The sequence below is a fragment of the Serratia sp. JUb9 genome, assembly GCF_014298095.1.
Classification (GTDB): domain Bacteria; phylum Pseudomonadota; class Gammaproteobacteria; order Enterobacterales; family Enterobacteriaceae; genus Serratia_B; species Serratia_B rhizosphaerae.
This window is the reverse complement of sequence record NZ_CP060416.1, coordinates 4563313-4578654: the sequence shown is the minus strand read 5'-3', so window position 1 is coordinate 4578654 and position 15342 is coordinate 4563313. Positions and strand designations below refer to the sequence as shown.

At 53.8% G+C, this 15342-nt stretch carries 18 protein-coding genes; 10 read left to right on the top strand and 8 right to left on the bottom strand.

What is annotated here, in order from left to right; all coding sequences use genetic code 11:
• Positions 1-2: 2 nt before the first annotated feature.
• Positions 3-350, top strand: coding sequence for a gamma-glutamylcyclotransferase (locus HF675_RS21630; protein WP_105229505.1), 348 nt, complete (start codon positions 3-5; stop codon positions 348-350).
• 52 nt (positions 351-402) lie between these two features.
• Here the strand turns inward: HF675_RS21630 and ppa are convergent, their stop codons facing one another.
• Together ppa and HF675_RS21620 are read right to left on the bottom strand one after the other, a co-directional pair.
• A complete protein-coding gene (ppa, locus tag HF675_RS21625) occupies positions 403-933 on the bottom strand; it encodes an inorganic diphosphatase (RefSeq protein WP_105229506.1) in 531 nt (176 codons plus the stop codon).
• 160 nt (positions 934-1093) lie between these two features.
• A complete protein-coding gene (locus HF675_RS21620; RefSeq protein ID WP_105229507.1) occupies positions 1094-1384 on the bottom strand; it encodes a hypothetical protein in 291 nt (96 codons plus the stop codon).
• Between the two features lie 1005 nt (positions 1385-2389).
• Here HF675_RS21620 and HF675_RS21615 point away from each other — a divergent pair.
• Positions 2390-3943 (top strand): methyl-accepting chemotaxis protein, encoded by a 1554-nt coding sequence (locus HF675_RS21615; RefSeq protein ID WP_105229508.1) that lies wholly within the window; start codon positions 2390-2392, stop codon positions 3941-3943.
• A 63-nt stretch (positions 3944-4006) separates the two neighbouring features.
• On the opposite strand, the gene fbp is transcribed toward HF675_RS21615, so the two are convergent.
• A complete protein-coding gene (gene fbp / locus HF675_RS21610) occupies positions 4007-5011 on the bottom strand; it encodes a class 1 fructose-bisphosphatase (RefSeq protein ID WP_105229509.1) in 1005 nt (334 codons plus the stop codon).
• Between the two features lie 168 nt (positions 5012-5179).
• On the opposite strand from fbp, the gene mpl reads away from it, so the two are divergent.
• Positions 5180-6544: a UDP-N-acetylmuramate:L-alanyl-gamma-D-glutamyl-meso-diaminopimelate ligase gene (gene mpl / locus HF675_RS21605; protein ID WP_105229510.1), complete on the top strand. Its 1365-nt coding sequence runs from the start codon at positions 5180-5182 to the stop codon at positions 6542-6544.
• 210 nt (positions 6545-6754) lie between these two features.
• Here the strand turns inward: mpl and yhcN (HF675_RS21600) are convergent, their stop codons facing one another.
• From yhcN (HF675_RS21600) to argR, 3 genes are all read right to left on the bottom strand, one after another.
• Positions 6755-7018 (bottom strand): peroxide/acid stress response protein YhcN, encoded by a 264-nt coding sequence (gene yhcN, locus HF675_RS21600; RefSeq protein ID WP_105229511.1) that lies wholly within the window; start codon positions 7016-7018, stop codon positions 6755-6757.
• 129 nt (positions 7019-7147) lie between these two features.
• Positions 7148-7411: a peroxide/acid stress response protein YhcN gene (yhcN, locus tag HF675_RS21595; protein ID WP_105229512.1), complete on the bottom strand. Its 264-nt coding sequence runs from the start codon at positions 7409-7411 to the stop codon at positions 7148-7150.
• 405 nt (positions 7412-7816) lie between these two features.
• A complete protein-coding gene (gene argR / locus HF675_RS21590) occupies positions 7817-8287 on the bottom strand; it encodes a transcriptional regulator ArgR (protein ID WP_041411702.1) in 471 nt (156 codons plus the stop codon).
• Between the two features lie 466 nt (positions 8288-8753).
• On the opposite strand from argR, the gene mdh reads away from it, so the two are divergent.
• A complete protein-coding gene (gene mdh / locus HF675_RS21585) occupies positions 8754-9692 on the top strand; it encodes a malate dehydrogenase (protein ID WP_105229513.1) in 939 nt (312 codons plus the stop codon).
• 63 nt (positions 9693-9755) lie between these two features.
• Here the strand turns inward: mdh and HF675_RS21580 are convergent, their stop codons facing one another.
• Positions 9756-10016, bottom strand: a complete 261-nt coding sequence (locus HF675_RS21580) for a helix-turn-helix transcriptional regulator (protein ID WP_105229514.1) — start codon at positions 10014-10016, stop codon at positions 9756-9758.
• A gap of 178 nt (positions 10017-10194) precedes the next feature.
• On the opposite strand from HF675_RS21580, the gene HF675_RS21575 reads away from it, so the two are divergent.
• The gene (locus HF675_RS21575) at positions 10195-10551 is read left to right on the top strand and encodes a DNA-binding protein (protein ID WP_105233190.1); all 357 of its coding nucleotides are present in this window, start codon (positions 10195-10197) and stop codon (positions 10549-10551) included.
• A 268-nt stretch (positions 10552-10819) separates the two neighbouring features.
• Complete coding sequence (locus HF675_RS21570; RefSeq protein ID WP_105229515.1) at positions 10820-11176, top strand: DNA-binding protein; 357 nt, start codon at positions 10820-10822, stop codon at positions 11174-11176.
• 39 nt (positions 11177-11215) lie between these two features.
• On the opposite strand, the gene ispB is transcribed toward HF675_RS21570, so the two are convergent.
• The gene (gene ispB, locus HF675_RS21565; RefSeq protein WP_105229516.1) at positions 11216-12187 is read right to left on the bottom strand and encodes an octaprenyl diphosphate synthase; all 972 of its coding nucleotides are present in this window, start codon (positions 12185-12187) and stop codon (positions 11216-11218) included.
• Positions 12188-12455: 268 nt separating this feature from the next.
• On the opposite strand from ispB, the gene rplU reads away from it, so the two are divergent.
• The 4 genes from rplU to cgtA all read left to right on the top strand — a co-directional run bounded on the left by rplU (position 12456) and on the right by cgtA (position 15324).
• Positions 12456-12767 (top strand): 50S ribosomal protein L21, encoded by a 312-nt coding sequence (gene rplU / locus HF675_RS21560; RefSeq protein WP_004933561.1) that lies wholly within the window; start codon positions 12456-12458, stop codon positions 12765-12767.
• Between the two features lie 17 nt (positions 12768-12784).
• Positions 12785-13042, top strand: coding sequence for a 50S ribosomal protein L27 (gene rpmA / locus HF675_RS21555; RefSeq protein ID WP_004933559.1), 258 nt, complete (start codon positions 12785-12787; stop codon positions 13040-13042).
• Between the two features lie 121 nt (positions 13043-13163).
• Positions 13164-14135 (top strand): DMT family transporter, encoded by a 972-nt coding sequence (locus HF675_RS21550; protein WP_105229517.1) that lies wholly within the window; start codon positions 13164-13166, stop codon positions 14133-14135.
• Positions 14136-14151: 16 nt separating this feature from the next.
• The gene (gene cgtA / locus HF675_RS21545; RefSeq protein WP_105229518.1) at positions 14152-15324 is read left to right on the top strand and encodes an Obg family GTPase CgtA; all 1173 of its coding nucleotides are present in this window, start codon (positions 14152-14154) and stop codon (positions 15322-15324) included.
• Positions 15325-15342 lie beyond the last annotated feature (18 nt).

Below are 15342 nucleotides of genomic sequence, written 5' to 3'. Positions count from 1 at the left end.
CAATGCGAATAATTGTCTACGGCAGTTTACGACGCAAACAGGGAAACAGCCATTGGATGACCAACGCCCAATGGTTAGGCGAGCATGAGCTCGACGGCTATCAGATTTATAATCTGGGCCATTACCCGGCAGCGATCCCTGGAGAGGGCACGATACACTGTGAGGTGTACCGTATTAACTCATCGATTTTGGCCGAGCTTGACGAGCTTAAAAGCAACACCAAGGACTATAAGCGCGAACTGATCCAGACGCCTTATGGTAGTGCGTGGATCTACCTGTATCGACACAGCGTAGAGGGGTATCCGCTGATTGAAAGCGGTGACTGGCTGAAGCGTCACGACGAAGCATAATAAAAAACACCGCTCATTGAGCGGTGTTTTTTTTCATCGGCGGCGCAAAAAATTATTTTTTAGCGGCGCGCTCGAAGGAAGCCACGATCTCTGCTTTAGCGGCAGCGGCGTCATCCCAACCTTCAACTTTCACCCACTTGCCTTTTTCCAGATCTTTGTAGTGCTCGAAGAAGTGAGCGATCTGGGCTTTCAGCAGTTCTGGCAGGTCGTTCACGTCTTTGATGTGATCGTACTCTTTGCTCAGCTTGCTGTGCGGTACGGCCAGCAGTTTGGCGTCTTCACCGGCTTCGTCGGTCATTTTCAGTACGCCAACCGGACGGCAGCGAATCACTGAGCCTGGCTGCAGCGGGTACGGGGTTGGCACCAGCACGTCAACCGGGTCGCCATCCAGAGACAGGGTGTTGTTGATGTAGCCGTAGTTGCACGGATAGAACATCGCGGTGGACATGAAACGGTCAACGAACAGCGCTCCGGTTTCTTTGTCAACTTCATATTTGATCGGGTCAGCGTTGGCCGGGATTTCGATCACAACGTAGATGTCTTCTGGCAGGTCTTTACCCGCAGGTACCTGATTCAAGCTCATGTCGGTTTCCTTTTTTCAAACCAGAAATGGAGTGCCGGGTATTATAGCCAAAACGTGATCAAAGTAATGACCTTTTTGGCTTCAGGTATGGTATGTGCGAGCATTTAGGACAGACGGCAATCGCCGCGGGTCTTGTCCCGCAGCGATTGCCGGAAGGGGCTTAGAACATCGGTTTTTGCGCCTTGAGGCCGAGGCCGTTGCGGACGATGGAGACAATACCGGAGCCGATGCCGAGGATGGCGGTCAGTGGCGACAAGCCTACCGCTGCGCCGATGCCGGCGCCCAGCAGCGCGCCTGACCCTTTGAAGTTAGAGTCACGGCCGGAAAGACGGTTGCCGGCATCAACGATGGAGCCGATCGCGGCGCCGAGAATGCCGCCGATAGGCGCGGTGATAAGGCCAAACAGACCGCCGCTGACTTCCTGCTGTTCGCTTACAGACAGTTCTCTCATGATAAATCTCCTTGAGTGATAAAATTTCCTGTAATATTCAAACGTTAAATCATTTAAATCGATGGGTGTTTAAATAACGAGCCCGAAGATAAAACGCCAATATTATTCTTGGTGGTTGATTTTTTACAGAAACCATATTTGTTTTTTGATATATGGTTCTGCCTGATTGCAGAGAACGAGGGAATAATTCGTCTTTAAGATCTGCTGGGCTAATGGTAGTAAAGTATGCCTGTTATCGAAAGCCTTTATTCTTGTTGTGGATCAATGAATGTTGTCTTTGTTTAATTACTCATAAGGTATTAATTTATTATTATTCGATAGCATTTTTATTATATATAGATTTGCTTGATTTGACCGTTAAACGGGTATGATCTGCTCTCCTCGTTGGGGGGCAGCGGTTGATTGCCCATGTTTGGTACCTTGCGGAGAGGTATCAGACAGCATCTGAGAGGCGGGTGTCGACAAGTCAGATTCATCATGACGCTTGTATGTCTGTTTATTTTATTCGGTTTGGTTTTACGCCTGATAAAATAGCGGTAATATCTGAAGTGTAATCAATTTAGCCTGTGGTTTAATCTGGGGTTATATTTCTTCGATGACTTATACGGTAATTATCCATTTGCTTTTCCCTTTTCATTTTTCTGCTTTTAATTACTCATTGACTGATTGTGGTGAATGCTATAGTGCCTATTTGTTTTAAGTGTGATGATATTTCGATAGCGCGCCATGACCAATCGCAAGATAAGATTGCTTCACCGGAATCAGTATTGTCTGTTGGTTGGGACGCATATATTGCTCCCGCACTGACCATGATATATGCCGTGACGCTCACCATCGATGCCCTGTCTGCACGGGGAATTTTAGGGATTCATCCTTGTTCAGCATCAAGTTTCCTCCTCGGTTGTCGATAACCTAGCAAATAACAATGACGTGCTGCGGCGACGTCCTGCGTCTTACCACCCTACATCTCAGTAACCACTTATTGTCGATAGCCAGGAAGAATCCATGCTAAATAAAATTACGGTGAAGGCCGGGCTGCTTGCCCTGCTTAGCCTGCTGACGGTATTGCTGATTATGGTCAGCATTATCGGTGTCAATGCCATCAACCAGGGGTCGCGCTCGCTGCATACCCTGAACCAGATCCTGGGCGAGGAGCTGGGGTCGCTGGCGAACAGTTCCAACCTGACGCTGCGCGCGCGTACCGCCGCGTCTCTGGCGGTACGCCAGCGTGAAGTGGGCCAGATCGCAGTGTCTGACGCTACAGTCGGGCGTATTTACGGCTATCTGGCGCAGTCGCAGCGTGAAATGGCGAAGTTCGTCGGCGTGGGGACGGTCACCGAGCGTGGCAAAGAGTTATCCGAGCATTTGCAGGCCAGTTATCGCGCTTACCAGGAACAGGGCGTGCGTCCGATGGCCGATGCCATCAAAGCCGGCCAGATTGACGAGTACTACCATATTCAGGAAACGCGAATTTCTAAGCTGAGCATCGCATTTGAAAACGATCTGAGTGAATTCCGCCGTTTTGCCATGGAAACCGGGCAGCTGCAGGTGAATGACGCAGAGGGCAACGCCAGCACCAAGATTGCGTTAATCGCGGTGGCCGGGATAGTCAGCGTGCTGCTGGCGGTGCTGGCCTGGTTTGCCCTGCGGCTGATCATTCTACGCCCGCTGGATGCGTCGATCGCCGAGCTGGAGCATATCGCCAACGGCGATCTGACCCGCGAGATTCGCGGCGAAGGAGAGACGGAAATGGGCCGTCTGATCCGGGCGATGCAGCGCATGCAGCAGTCGCTGGTGATGTCGGTCAGCAAAGTGCGCGACGCCAGCAGCCAGATTGACGTTGGCTCTCGCGAGCTGGCGGCCGGCAACGTTCACCTGGCGCAGCGTACCGAGGAGTCGGCAGCTTCGCTGGAAGAGACCGCCGCCAGCATGGAACAGCTGACCTCAACGGTTAAAATGAATGCGGAAAATGCCGAGCAGGCCAATCAACTGGCGCTCAGCGTGTCTGATGTCGCCGATCGCGGCAGCGACGTGGTCAGTCAGGTCAAAGACAAAATGCTGGCGATCACCGACAGTTCCCGCCGCATTGCCGATATTATCAGCGTGATGGACGGCATCGCGTTTCAGACCAATATTCTGGCGTTGAATGCGGCCGTTGAGGCTGCGCGAGCCGGTGAGCAGGGGCGCGGCTTTGCCGTCGTCGCCGGCGAAGTACGCAGTCTGGCGCAGCGCAGCGCGCAGTCGGCCAAGGAGATTAAAGGGCTGATTGAAGCGTCGCAGGCGCGGGTGCAAGAGGGTGAACAGATGGCGGAGTCAGCGGCGCAAACCATGAACGGCATTGCCGATGAAGTCGGGCGCGTCACGGCGCTGATGCGTGAAATCTCGGCGGCGACCCGCGAGCAGAGCAGCGGAATCGAACAGGTGAATCTGGCGGTGGCGCAGATGGATCAGGTGGCACAGCAGAATGCGGCACTGGTGGAAGAATCCGCCGCCGCAACGCGCTCGCTGGAGGAACAGGCCCAGTCGCTGGCGCAGAGCATGGCGGCGTTCAAGCTATAATATAACGCGATGACGGCGCAGCGTGCTGCGCCGTGGGGCCTGACGGCCCCGGCATCGAAGGCGTTACTCGTCCGGATAGTCGGCGATAAAGCGTTCGGCGTCTTCTACCATCGATTTGGTGCCGACGAAGAATGGCGCACGCTGGTGCAGTTTCTGCGGCGTGATGTCCAGGATACGGGTTTTACCGTCGCTGGCTTTACCGCCGGCCTGTTCGGCCAGAAACGCCATCGGGTTGCATTCATACAGCAAACGCAGCTTGCCTTGCGGATGGCTGGCGGTGCTTGGGTAAATATAAATGCCGCCCTTCAGCAGGTTGCGGTGGAAATCGGCAACCAGAGATCCGATATAGCGTGAGGTGTAAGGGCGCTGCGTTGCTTCGTCCTGTTCCTGACAGTATTTGATGTATTTCTTCACGCCGAGAGGGAACTTGATGTAGTTGCCTTCGTTGATGGAATACATATTGCCGGATTCTGGGAAGCGCACTTTCTCATGGGAGAGACAGAACACGCCCAGTGAAGGGTCGTAGGTAAAGGCATGGACGCCATAACCGGTGGTGTACACCAGCATGGTGGAAGAGCCGTAAACCACGTAACCGGCCGCGACCTGGGCGCTGCCCGGCTGCAGGAAGTCTTCTTCGGTCACCGGAGTGCCGATAGGGGTGATACGGCGATAGATGGAGAAGATCGTCCCGACGGAGACGTTAACATCGATGTTGGACGAGCCGTCCAACGGATCCATCAGCACTACATACTTGCCGTTTTCAGCACGGTCGCCGTCAAAGATGACGATCTCGTCTTCTTCTTCAGAAGCGATGCCCGCCACTTCGCCGCGCGCTTTCAGCGCTGCTTTCAGCTTTTCGTTCGCGTACAGGTCCAGTTTCATCTGAACTTCGCCCTGTACGTTGGAAACGCCGCTGGTGCCCAGAATATCCACCAGACCCGCTTTGTTGATGTCGCGGTGGATGATTTTTGCGCCCAGTTTGATGGCCGACAGCAGTGCGGTCAATTCGCCGGTGGCGTGAGAGAAGTCGTGTTGTTTCTCGACGATAAATTCGCCTAACGTTTTCATGACACAATCCCTGAATCTACGGATGGATAGCAGTTTTTAACAAACCGCCAACGTTTGTGCCAGCAGTGTAGCCCAAAGCGTCGCGCTATTCATAGGCAAATCCATTTCTTCTGGACGATTCTGAGCGTTAGAATAAGCGTACATTCGACGTACTCAAATGAGAAACCTATGCGCATTCACATTCTTGGCATCTGTGGCACCTTTATGGGCGGACTGGCGGTACTGGCCCGCTCGCTTGGACATGAGGTCACGGGTTCTGACGCTAACGTCTATCCACCGATGAGCACGTTGCTGGAAAACCAGGGGATCGCGCTGATCCAGGGGTACGATCCGGCACAGCTGGATCCGGCGCCGGATCTGGTGATCATCGGCAACGCCATGACGCGCGGTAATCCGTGCGTTGAAGCGGTGCTGGAGCAGGGTATCCCCTATGTATCCGGCCCGCAGTGGCTGCACGACTATGTGCTGCGTGACCGTTGGGTGCTGGCGGTGGCCGGCACCCACGGTAAAACCACCACCGCCGGTATGGCGGCCTGGATCCTGGAAGCCTGTGGTTATCAGCCCGGTTTTGTGATCGGCGGCGTACCCGGCAACTTTGACGTTTCCGCGCGGCTGGGCGGCAGCCCGTTCTTTGTGATTGAGGCCGATGAGTACGACAGCGCCTTCTTTGACAAGCGCTCCAAGTTTGTGCATTACAGCCCGCGTACGCTGATCATGAATAATCTGGAGTTTGACCACGCGGATATTTTCGACGACCTGAAGGCCATCCAGAAACAGTTTCACCATCTGGTGCGTATTGTGCCGGGCCAGGGCAAAATCATTCTGCCGGACAATGACGCCAACCTGAAACAAGTGATGGCAATGGGCTGCTGGAGCGAGCAGGAACTGGTGGGCGAAGAGGGAACCTGGCGCGCTGAGAAGCTGACCACCGACGCCAGCCATTACGCCGTCTGGCTGAACGGCGAGAAAGTGGGCGAGGTCAACTGGTCGCTGGTGGGGGAACACAATATGCACAATGGCCTGATGGCGATTGCGGCAGCCCGCCATGTCGGCGTTGCGCCGGCCGATGCCTGCCGTGCGCTGGGCGATTTTATCAACGCCCGCCGCCGTCTGGAACTGCGCGGTGAAGCCAGCGGTGTGACGGTCTATGATGATTTTGCCCATCATCCGACGGCGATTTTGGCCACCCTGGCAGCGCTGCGCGGCAAAGTGGGCGGCACCGCGCGTATTTTGGCGGTGCTGGAGCCGCGCTCCAACACTATGAAGATGGGCATCAGCAAAAACGATTTGGCACCTGCCCTTGGCCGTGCCGATGAAGTGTTCCTGTATCAGCCGGACCATAACCCGTGGCAGGTGGCGGAAGTGGCGGAAGCCTGCGTGCAGCCGGCCCACTGGAGCGCCGACGTGGATACGCTGGCGGAGATGGTGGTGAAAACCGCTCAGCCGGGCGATCATATTCTGGTGATGAGCAACGGCGGTTTCGGCGGTATTCACGATAAGCTGCTGGCGGCGTTGGCGCAGCGGGCAAAGTAAACCGACGGGCCGATGCTGGCGTTACATGCTGATGATAAAAAGCCGCTTTGCGGCTTTTTTCTTGCCCATAAAAAAAGCCCCCGCAAGCGGGGGCAATGGGGTTTCGTCGGATAGGACGACGAGGGGTTCTTCAGGGAATGCGTGTCAACGTCAGAACTCGGCAGTGGCAGTGACGAGGATAATCAGCTCAGTAGACACGTCCCTGAATGGTTATTTATAGATTTCGGCCGTGGCGTGCCAGTTGCCGTTCTCACGGGCTTCAATAATACGGTAGGCTGTGGCGCCCTGTTGGTCGGCCTTATCAGACAGCGCCTGACGAATGTCCGACGGTGAACCGGCGACGCCGGCGGCGGTCACGGTGCCGACAGACTGCAGGGTGCTGGCCTGTTCATTGCTCACCAGCGTGGCGGCGGAAGCGCCAAAAGAGACGGCTGACAGCAGCGCCATCGCTGCAATCGAAAATTTCATGTTCATGATGGTAAGTCCTTGATGCTAATCGGTAACGGCCTGGAAGGACGGGTTGTTTTTTTATTCTTGAAGACCGTTATGGGTATAGCGTTGCCAGAGATTTATTCGTCCGTTACCGGAGCGTTCTTTGAGTACTTATTTGTAGATTTCTGCCGTGGCGTGGAAGTTGCCTTCATTACGCGCTTCAATCACGCGAAAAGCGGTGGCGCCTTTGGCATCGGCTTTATCAGACAGTGCCTGACGGATATCGGAAGGCGCTGCGGCAACGCCGCTGACGGTAATGGTGCCTGCCGGCTGCAATTTTGCTGCCTGCTCCGTGCTAACGGATTGTGCTGCAAAAGTGCCGAATGAAAGCATGGACAGTACGCCAAGAGTCACAACAGTAGTTTTAACTTTCATGATTTGACCTCGTAGAATTCTTTTATCAGTTCCTGTGAACTGTGATTCATGTCACGGAAAGGAGTATACAGCTAGTAACCCGAAAAATTAATAGTTTGCTAACAATTCCCTATGAAACTTTATCATTGTGCTTACCATTTTTTATAACCGCCAGGAATAAAAAGTGATTATAAAATGGTCTTTTGATGTTAAATTTCTGTAATATCAAGCAAGTGAGCGACTTTGTCGAAAAGTGCGGAATCAGGTATCAGCGGAAAAGCGCAGTGATGAAATGCTACAAATAATGATATCCACGGGGCGATCGTCGTTATTGGCGTGACAGCGAAAAACTATGCAATGGCGTGGGGAAGGTGAAGAGCGTGCTGGATACGCGGTCGTAGACCGCGTAGTGATAGGGATAGATGATTACAGTTCCTGTTCGAACAGCGCCAAAATGGCCTCATACAGCTGGCGGGCGGTGAAGGCGCTGGCCGGCGTAACGAAGATGGTGTCATCACCGGCAATGGTGCCGAGGATACCTTCTGACTTGCCCAGCGAGTCGAGCAGGCGGGCGATCAATTGTGCTGCGCCAGGGCTGGTATGAATCACCACCACGGCGTCATTGTGGTCAACGTCGAGCACCAGATTCTTCAGCGGACTGGTGGTGGTAGGCACCCCCAGCTCGGCGGGAAGGCAATATACCATCTCCATTTTTGCATTACGCGTACGTACCGCGCCGAACTTGGTCAGCATGCGTGATACTTTGGATTGGTTAATGTTTTCGAAGCCTTCTTCTTGCAGCGCCAAAACGATCTCGCCTTGCGAACTGAATTTCTCTTCCTTCAATAACGCCTTGAACGCTTTGATCAGATCTTCCTGCTTTGCGGGATTACGCATTTTGCACCGTGGAATGTTGCCAATAGATGTCATTATTATGCATATAGATGAATTTTTATGCAATAAAAGCGGAGGTCGACCAGCAAAAAAATGGCCGGAACGACAGGGAAAGGGCGTTATTTTAACAAAATACGATTGTCATGAATATGCCCTTTCTCACAGGATTCATCGCGGGGAAAGGGTAAATAAAATGTTATTAAAATGATGTTGTTCTGATGTTGCGTAAGGGTGTAATGTAACGGCCGGTTAACTTGCGCGTGAATAACCTCGCACAATTTTCGATTACTGTGCGCTATGCCCTTCATGCACACGTTATTTAATCTAAAATGTCCGCGATCACGGCTATTTTATTGCGTCAGCTCTCAGTCCAACTGTTAAGAGATTGTTTTTAAAGGCGTGATAACATAAGTTCCGTAACCCAGAATTCACGGCGCTTTTATATTTAAGATAATACAAGGAGTATAGGATGAAAGTTGCAGTTCTCGGTGCAGCTGGCGGTATTGGCCAGGCCCTTGCCCTTCTTCTCAAGACCCAGCTACCTGCAGGTTCTGAACTCTCCCTCTACGACATTGCCCCCGTTACGCCAGGCGTTGCCGTTGACTTAAGCCACATTCCAACCGCCGTTAGCATTAAAGGCTTCAGCGGTGAAGACGCCACGCCAGCGCTGCAGGGCGCCGATGTGGTGCTGATTTCCGCCGGCGTAGCGCGCAAGCCGGGTATGGATCGTTCCGACCTGTTCAACGTTAACGCCGGCATCGTGCGTAACCTGATTGAACAAGTGGCGAAAACCTGCCCGAAAGCGTGCATCGGTATTATCACCAACCCGGTGAACACCACCGTTGCCATTGCGGCGGAAGTGCTGAAGAAAGCAGGCGTGTACGACAAAAACAAACTGTTCGGCGTGACTTCGCTGGATATTATCCGTTCCAACACCTTCGTGGCTGAGCTGAAAGGCAAAAAGCCGGAAGAGCTGAACGTGCCGGTCATCGGCGGCCACTCTGGCGTAACCATTCTGCCTCTGCTGTCCCAGATTCCGGGCGTGAGCTTTACCGATCAGGAAGTGGCCGACCTGACCAAGCGTATTCAGAACGCAGGTACTGAAGTGGTTGAAGCCAAAGCCGGCGGCGGATCGGCTACGCTGTCCATGGGCCAGGCGGCGGCGCGCTTTGGTTTGTCTCTGGTGCGTGCGCTGCAGGGTGAGCAAGGCGTTGTCGAATGCGCCTATGTGGAAGGCGACGGCAAATATGCGCGCTTCTTCGCACAGCCGCTGCTGCTGGGTAAAAACGGCGTTGAAGAACGTAAAGATATCGGCACGCTGAGCGCCTTTGAGCAGAAAGCGCTGAATGATATGTTGGATGTTCTGCATAAAGATATCGAACTGGGTGAGACGTTTATCAATAACTGATTGACCCGTAGCGTCAGATAAAGGCCGCCGGAGTGATTCCGGCGGTTTTTTTATGCCCTGACGTCAGGATTTGATCCGACTCTTGCGGTCCAGCAAGCGCCGGGTCTTGGGATCGAAATAGCGGCTTGGCCAGATCTCTGAAGGGTGAACATTCAGCGCCTCGGCGATCAGCCACTCGCCTTTCGGCCAGGGGCGGGACAGGGCGTTAGCCAGCGTCGACGAACTGAGCCCGGCGCTGCGCGATACCGCTGCCAGAGTGGTGCCTTTCTTGCGTAATGCTGCGATGACATCGGCAGGATGCCAATCTTCACTCCTTGAATTCATGTTGATCTTCCTTTTTTGATTAGCCAAAGTGACGTTAGTGGTATAACTAACGCGTTCGTATTAATCGTTCGTACAACGTGAATCGGTTATACGGAAACAAGAACACCATTATTTTTCCAAAAACAACCCTTTGCTTTCCAAAAATAATGGTGACGCATAATCTTCAGAGACGATGGCTATGAAAAGTGAGTGGTTTTCTGCCAAGGAATTGACTGGCATCGCGGGGTTGCCTTCCTCGCCACAGGGAATTAATCAGATGGCGCGTCGGGAAAAATGGGTGAGTCAGCGTCGGAAAGGCGTACAGGGCAAAGCGGTGGAATATCATATCGACAGCCTGCCGCCAGGCGTGCGTAATACTTTGATGCTGAAAGAGGATTCTGCTGGTTACACTGCTGAAAGACAGGATCCGCTGACGGTGTGGATCGCCTATTTTCACCATATGTCGGATGATGAAAGGGAGCGGATACAGGCGTTTTTGTTGCGTGAGGGCATTGGCGGACTGCTGGCGCTTATCGCCGAGGGGCGTCAGCGATAAGCACCGCTAAAGCGCCTGGGGAGCATTAGGCGCTCATTTCTTAAAACTCGCGCAGCCCCGCCAGATGTGCCACTCCTCCCAACGCGGCGCATTCATGTTGATCTTCTTTTTGTGATTAGCCAAAGTGGCGTTAGTGGTATAACTAACGCGTTCGTATTAATCGTTCATAAAACGTGAGCCGGTGATACGAAAAAACAACGCCATTATTTCTAAAAAATAACTTTTTTCCAGAAATAATGGTGGCGCATAATCTTCAGAGACGATGGCTATGAAAAGTGAGTGGTTTTCTGCCAGGGAATTGACGGGCATCGCGGGGTTGCCTTCCTCGCCACAGGGAATTAATCAGATGGCGCGTCGGGAAAAATGGGTGAGTCAGCGTCGGAAAGGCGTACAGGGTAAAGCGGTGGAATATCATATCGACAGCCTGCCGCCGGGCGTGCGTAATGCTTTGATGCTGAAAGAGGATTCTGCAGATTACACTGCTGAAAGACAGGATCCGCTGACGGTGTGGATCGCCTATTTTCACCATATGTCGGATGATGAAAGGGAGCAGATGCTGTCATTTCTGGTACGTGAGGGCATTGGCGGGCTGTTGGCGCTTATCGCTGAACGTCGCCAGCGATAAGCGCCTTGATATGCGCGGAAGCTATTGAGAAATATTTTCTTAAAATTCGCGCTGTACTGCCAGATGCGCCAGTCCTTCCAGCGCGGTGCGGTATTCTGACGGCGGCAGCGCTTCCAGCGCGCTGATGGCTTTGTCGGCTTCCTCTTCCGCACGTTGGCGGGTGTAGACCAGCGAGCCGCACTGTTCCATCGCTGCCAGCACCGGTTCCAGCAGATGACGGCCGTTGCCCTGTTCGATGGCGCCGCGAATCATTGCCGCCTGCTCCGGACTGCCGTTATGCATGGCGTGCAGCAGCGGCAGCGTAGGTTTGCCTTCATTCAGATCGTCACCGGTGTTTTTGCCCAGTGTGCTGCCGTCGGCGCTGTAATCCAGCAGATCGTCAATCAGCTGGAAGGCGGTGCCAAGATAGCGGCCGTAATCCTGCAGCGCCTGCTCCTGCTCCGGCGTGGCGCCGGATAAAATGGCGGAGGATTGCGCGGCGGCTTCAAACAGACGCGCCGTCTTGCTGTAGATCACCCGCATATAGCTCTCTTCGCTGATATCCGGGTCGTTGACGTTCATCAACTGCAGCACCTCGCCTTCGGCAATCACGTTGACCGCTTCCGACATCAGCGCCAACACGCGTAATGATTCCAGGCTGGTCATCATTTGGAAAGCGCGGGTATAAATAAAGTCGCCGACCAGCACGCTGGCCGCGTTGCCGAATGCGGCGTTGGCGGTTGCTTTGCCGCGGCGCATGTCGGATTCGTCAACCACATCGTCATGCAGCAGGGTCGCGGTGTGGATAAACTCAATCAGCGCCGCGATGGTCACGTGCTTGTCACCTTCCGACTGCAGCGCCCGGGCTGCCAGGACGGCGATCATCGGCCGGATGCGTTTACCGCCACCGCTGATAATGTAATAGCCAAGCTGATTGATGAGCGTGACTTCGGAATTCAACTGTTCGAGAATTGTTGCATTCACTGCCGCCATATCTTGCGCGGTTAACTCAATAATTTGATCTAGGTTCATTGTATTGTTTTCAGCTGTGTTTCTCTTCACCGCGATGAGAACGCTGCTCACATCGGTACATGGCGGTAACTGTGCCTATGATTGTACTTGAAAAACGGCTTAGATAAACGCCACGAAAGAAACTGTGCTTTTTTTCTTCTTTTTTCTACTTCAGTCGAGATTCTGCTCTTGTCATGTGCTGTATTTTTGCGTAGAATTCGCGCCCTATTGTGAATATTTATAGCGCGCTCTGTACTAATCATCGAGCACGCGGAAAGCGGAGTTTTATATGTACGCGGTTTTCCAAAGTGGTGGTAAACAACACCGAGTAAGCGAAGGTCAGACCGTTCGCTTGGAAAAGCTGGACATCGCAACTGGTGAAGCGGTTGAGTTTGACCAGATTCTGATGATCGCTAATGGCGAAGATATCAAAATCGGCGTTCCTTTCGTCGATGGCGGCAAGATCAAAGCTGAAGTCGTTGCACACGGTCGTGGCGAGAAAATTAAAATCGTTAAGTTTCGTCGTCGTAAACACCACCGTAAGCAGCAGGGCCACCGTCAGTGGTTCACTGACGTTAAAATCACCGGCATCAGCGCTTAAGTTAGGAGAGCGGATTAATGGCACACAAAAAGGCTGGCGGCTCGACTCGTAACGGTCGCGATTCAGAAGCTAAACGTCTGGGCGTAAAACGCTTTGGCGGCGAAGCAGTACTGGCAGGCAGCATCATCGTTCGTCAGCGTGGCACCAAGTTCCACGCAGGCACCAACGTAGGTTGCGGCAAAGACCACACTCTGTTTGCTTTGAAAGACGGTAAAGTCAAATTCGAAGTTAAAGGCCCGAGCAATCGTAAATTCATCAGCATCGAAGCTGAATAATTTTTCGAGCCTTAATAAATAGATGTAAGCCCCGCAATTCGTTGCGGGGCTTTTTACATTTATAGCCAACCCATTTCAAACCTTGGCTATTCGGGATAGACAGCGCGCAGGCAGATGACGCATGGAAACAAAACAGCAGGTCGGGGTCGGTATTTCTCTGGCGTTAACCACGGCGGTGTGCTGGGGTGCGTTGCCGATAGCCATGAAAGAAGTTCTCCAGGTGATGACGCCGTTTACCATCGTCTGGTATCGCTTTAGCATTGCGGCGATTGGGTTGGGCATTATTCTGACGCTGCGCGGCCGCTTGCCGCCGGTGAAAATTTTTCGCCAGCCGCGTTGGCTGCTGCTGCTGGCGATCGCCACCGCCGGGCTGCTGGGGAACTTCGTATTTTTCAGCTCCTCGCTGCAGTACCTTAGCCCGACGGCCTCGCAGGTGATCGGTCAGCTGTCGCCGGTGGGCATGATGTTTGCCAGCGTGCTGATCCTGAAAGAGCGGATGCGTATTACCCAGGTGATTGGCGCGCTGATGCTGATTTGCGGGCTGATGCTGTTTTTCAACGTCAGTCTGGTTGAGATTTTTACCCGCCTGACGGATTACACCCTGGGGGTGCTGTTGGGTGTCTGTGCCGCGACGGTGTGGGTTACCTATGGCCTGGCGCAAAAGGTCTTGCTGCGCCGGCTGGCGTCGCCGCAGATCCTGGTAATGTTGTACACTTTATGTGCAGTTGCATTATTCCCGCTGGCACAGCCGGCGATGATTTTTCAGCTGAGCGGCTGGCAGCTGGCCTGCCTGCTGTTTTGCGGCGCGAATACGCTGATTGGCTATGGCGCGCTAGCGGAGGCGATGGCGCGTTGGCAGGCGGCGCAGGTGAGCGCGTTAGTAACGTTGACGCCGCTGTTTACCCTGTTGTTTTCAGATTTATTGGCGTTGGCATGGCCGCAGATGTTTGCCGCCCCGACGTTGAATGTCGTCGGTTACGTGGGCGCTTTTGTGGTGGTTGCGGGCGCAATGTTTTCCGCAATTGGTCACCGGTGGTGGCCGCGACGGGCAGAAAACCTCCTGGTTGCTCCTATCAAGCAGCCCGGTGAATGATTTACGGAGACGGAAAATGAAGTTTGTAGATGAAGCAGCGATATTGGTCGTTGCAGGTGACGGTGGTAATGGTTGCGTCAGCTTCCGTCGCGAAAAATATATCCCGAACGGCGGCCCGGATGGCGGCGACGGCGGCGACGGCGGCGATGTCTACCTGCTGGCGGACGAAAACCTGAACACGCTGATCGACTATCGCTTTGAGAAGTCCTTCCGTGCAGAACGCGGTCAGAACGGCCAGAGCCGTGACTGTACCGGCAAGCGCGGTAAAGATATCGTGATCAAAGTGCCGGTCGGCACCCGGGTGAAGGATCAGGGCACCGGCGAGATTCTCGGCGATATGACGCGCCATCAGCAGCGCCTGATGGTAGCGAAGGGCGGTTGGCATGGCCTGGGCAACACCCGTTTCAAATCCTCGGTCAACCGTGCCCCGCGCCAGAAAACCAACGGTACGCCGGGTGAAGCGCGCGATGTCCTGCTGGAGCTGATGCTGCTGGCGGATGTCGGCATGCTCGGCCTGCCGAACGCGGGCAAATCCACCTTTATCCGCGCGGTATCTGCCGCCAAGCCGAAAGTGGCGGACTACCCGTTCACCACGCTGGTGCCAAGCCTGGGCGTGGTGCGTATGGACAGCGAACAGAGCTTCGTGGTGGCGGATATTCCAGGGCTGATTGAAGGTGCGTCTGAAGGTGCCGGTCTGGGCATTCGTTTCCTGAAGCACCTGGAACGTTGCCGCGTGCTGCTGCACCTGGTGGATATCGATCCGATTGACCAGACCGATCCGGTAGAAAACGCCCGCGTGATCATCAACGAGCTGAATCAGTACAGTGACAATCTGGCGCAGAAACCGCGCTGGCTGGTGTTCAACAAAGTTGACCTGCTGGACGAAGAGGAAGCCGCAGAGCGCGCCAAGGCGATTGTCGACGCGCTGGGCTGGGAAGATAAGTACTACATGATCTCTGCGGCCAGCCATTTTGGCGTCAAAGAGCTGTGCTGGGACGTGATGAACTTTATCAACAGCCAGCCGAAAGCGATGGCGATCGAAGAGAGCGCACCGGAAAAGGTCGAGTTTATGTGGGACGATTACCACCGTAAACAGCTGGCGGAAGTAGAAGCCGAAGCCGACGACGACTGGGATGATGACTGGGATGAAGATGACGACGAAGGCGTCGAAATCATTTACCAGAAATAATCATCACGACAGCTATCA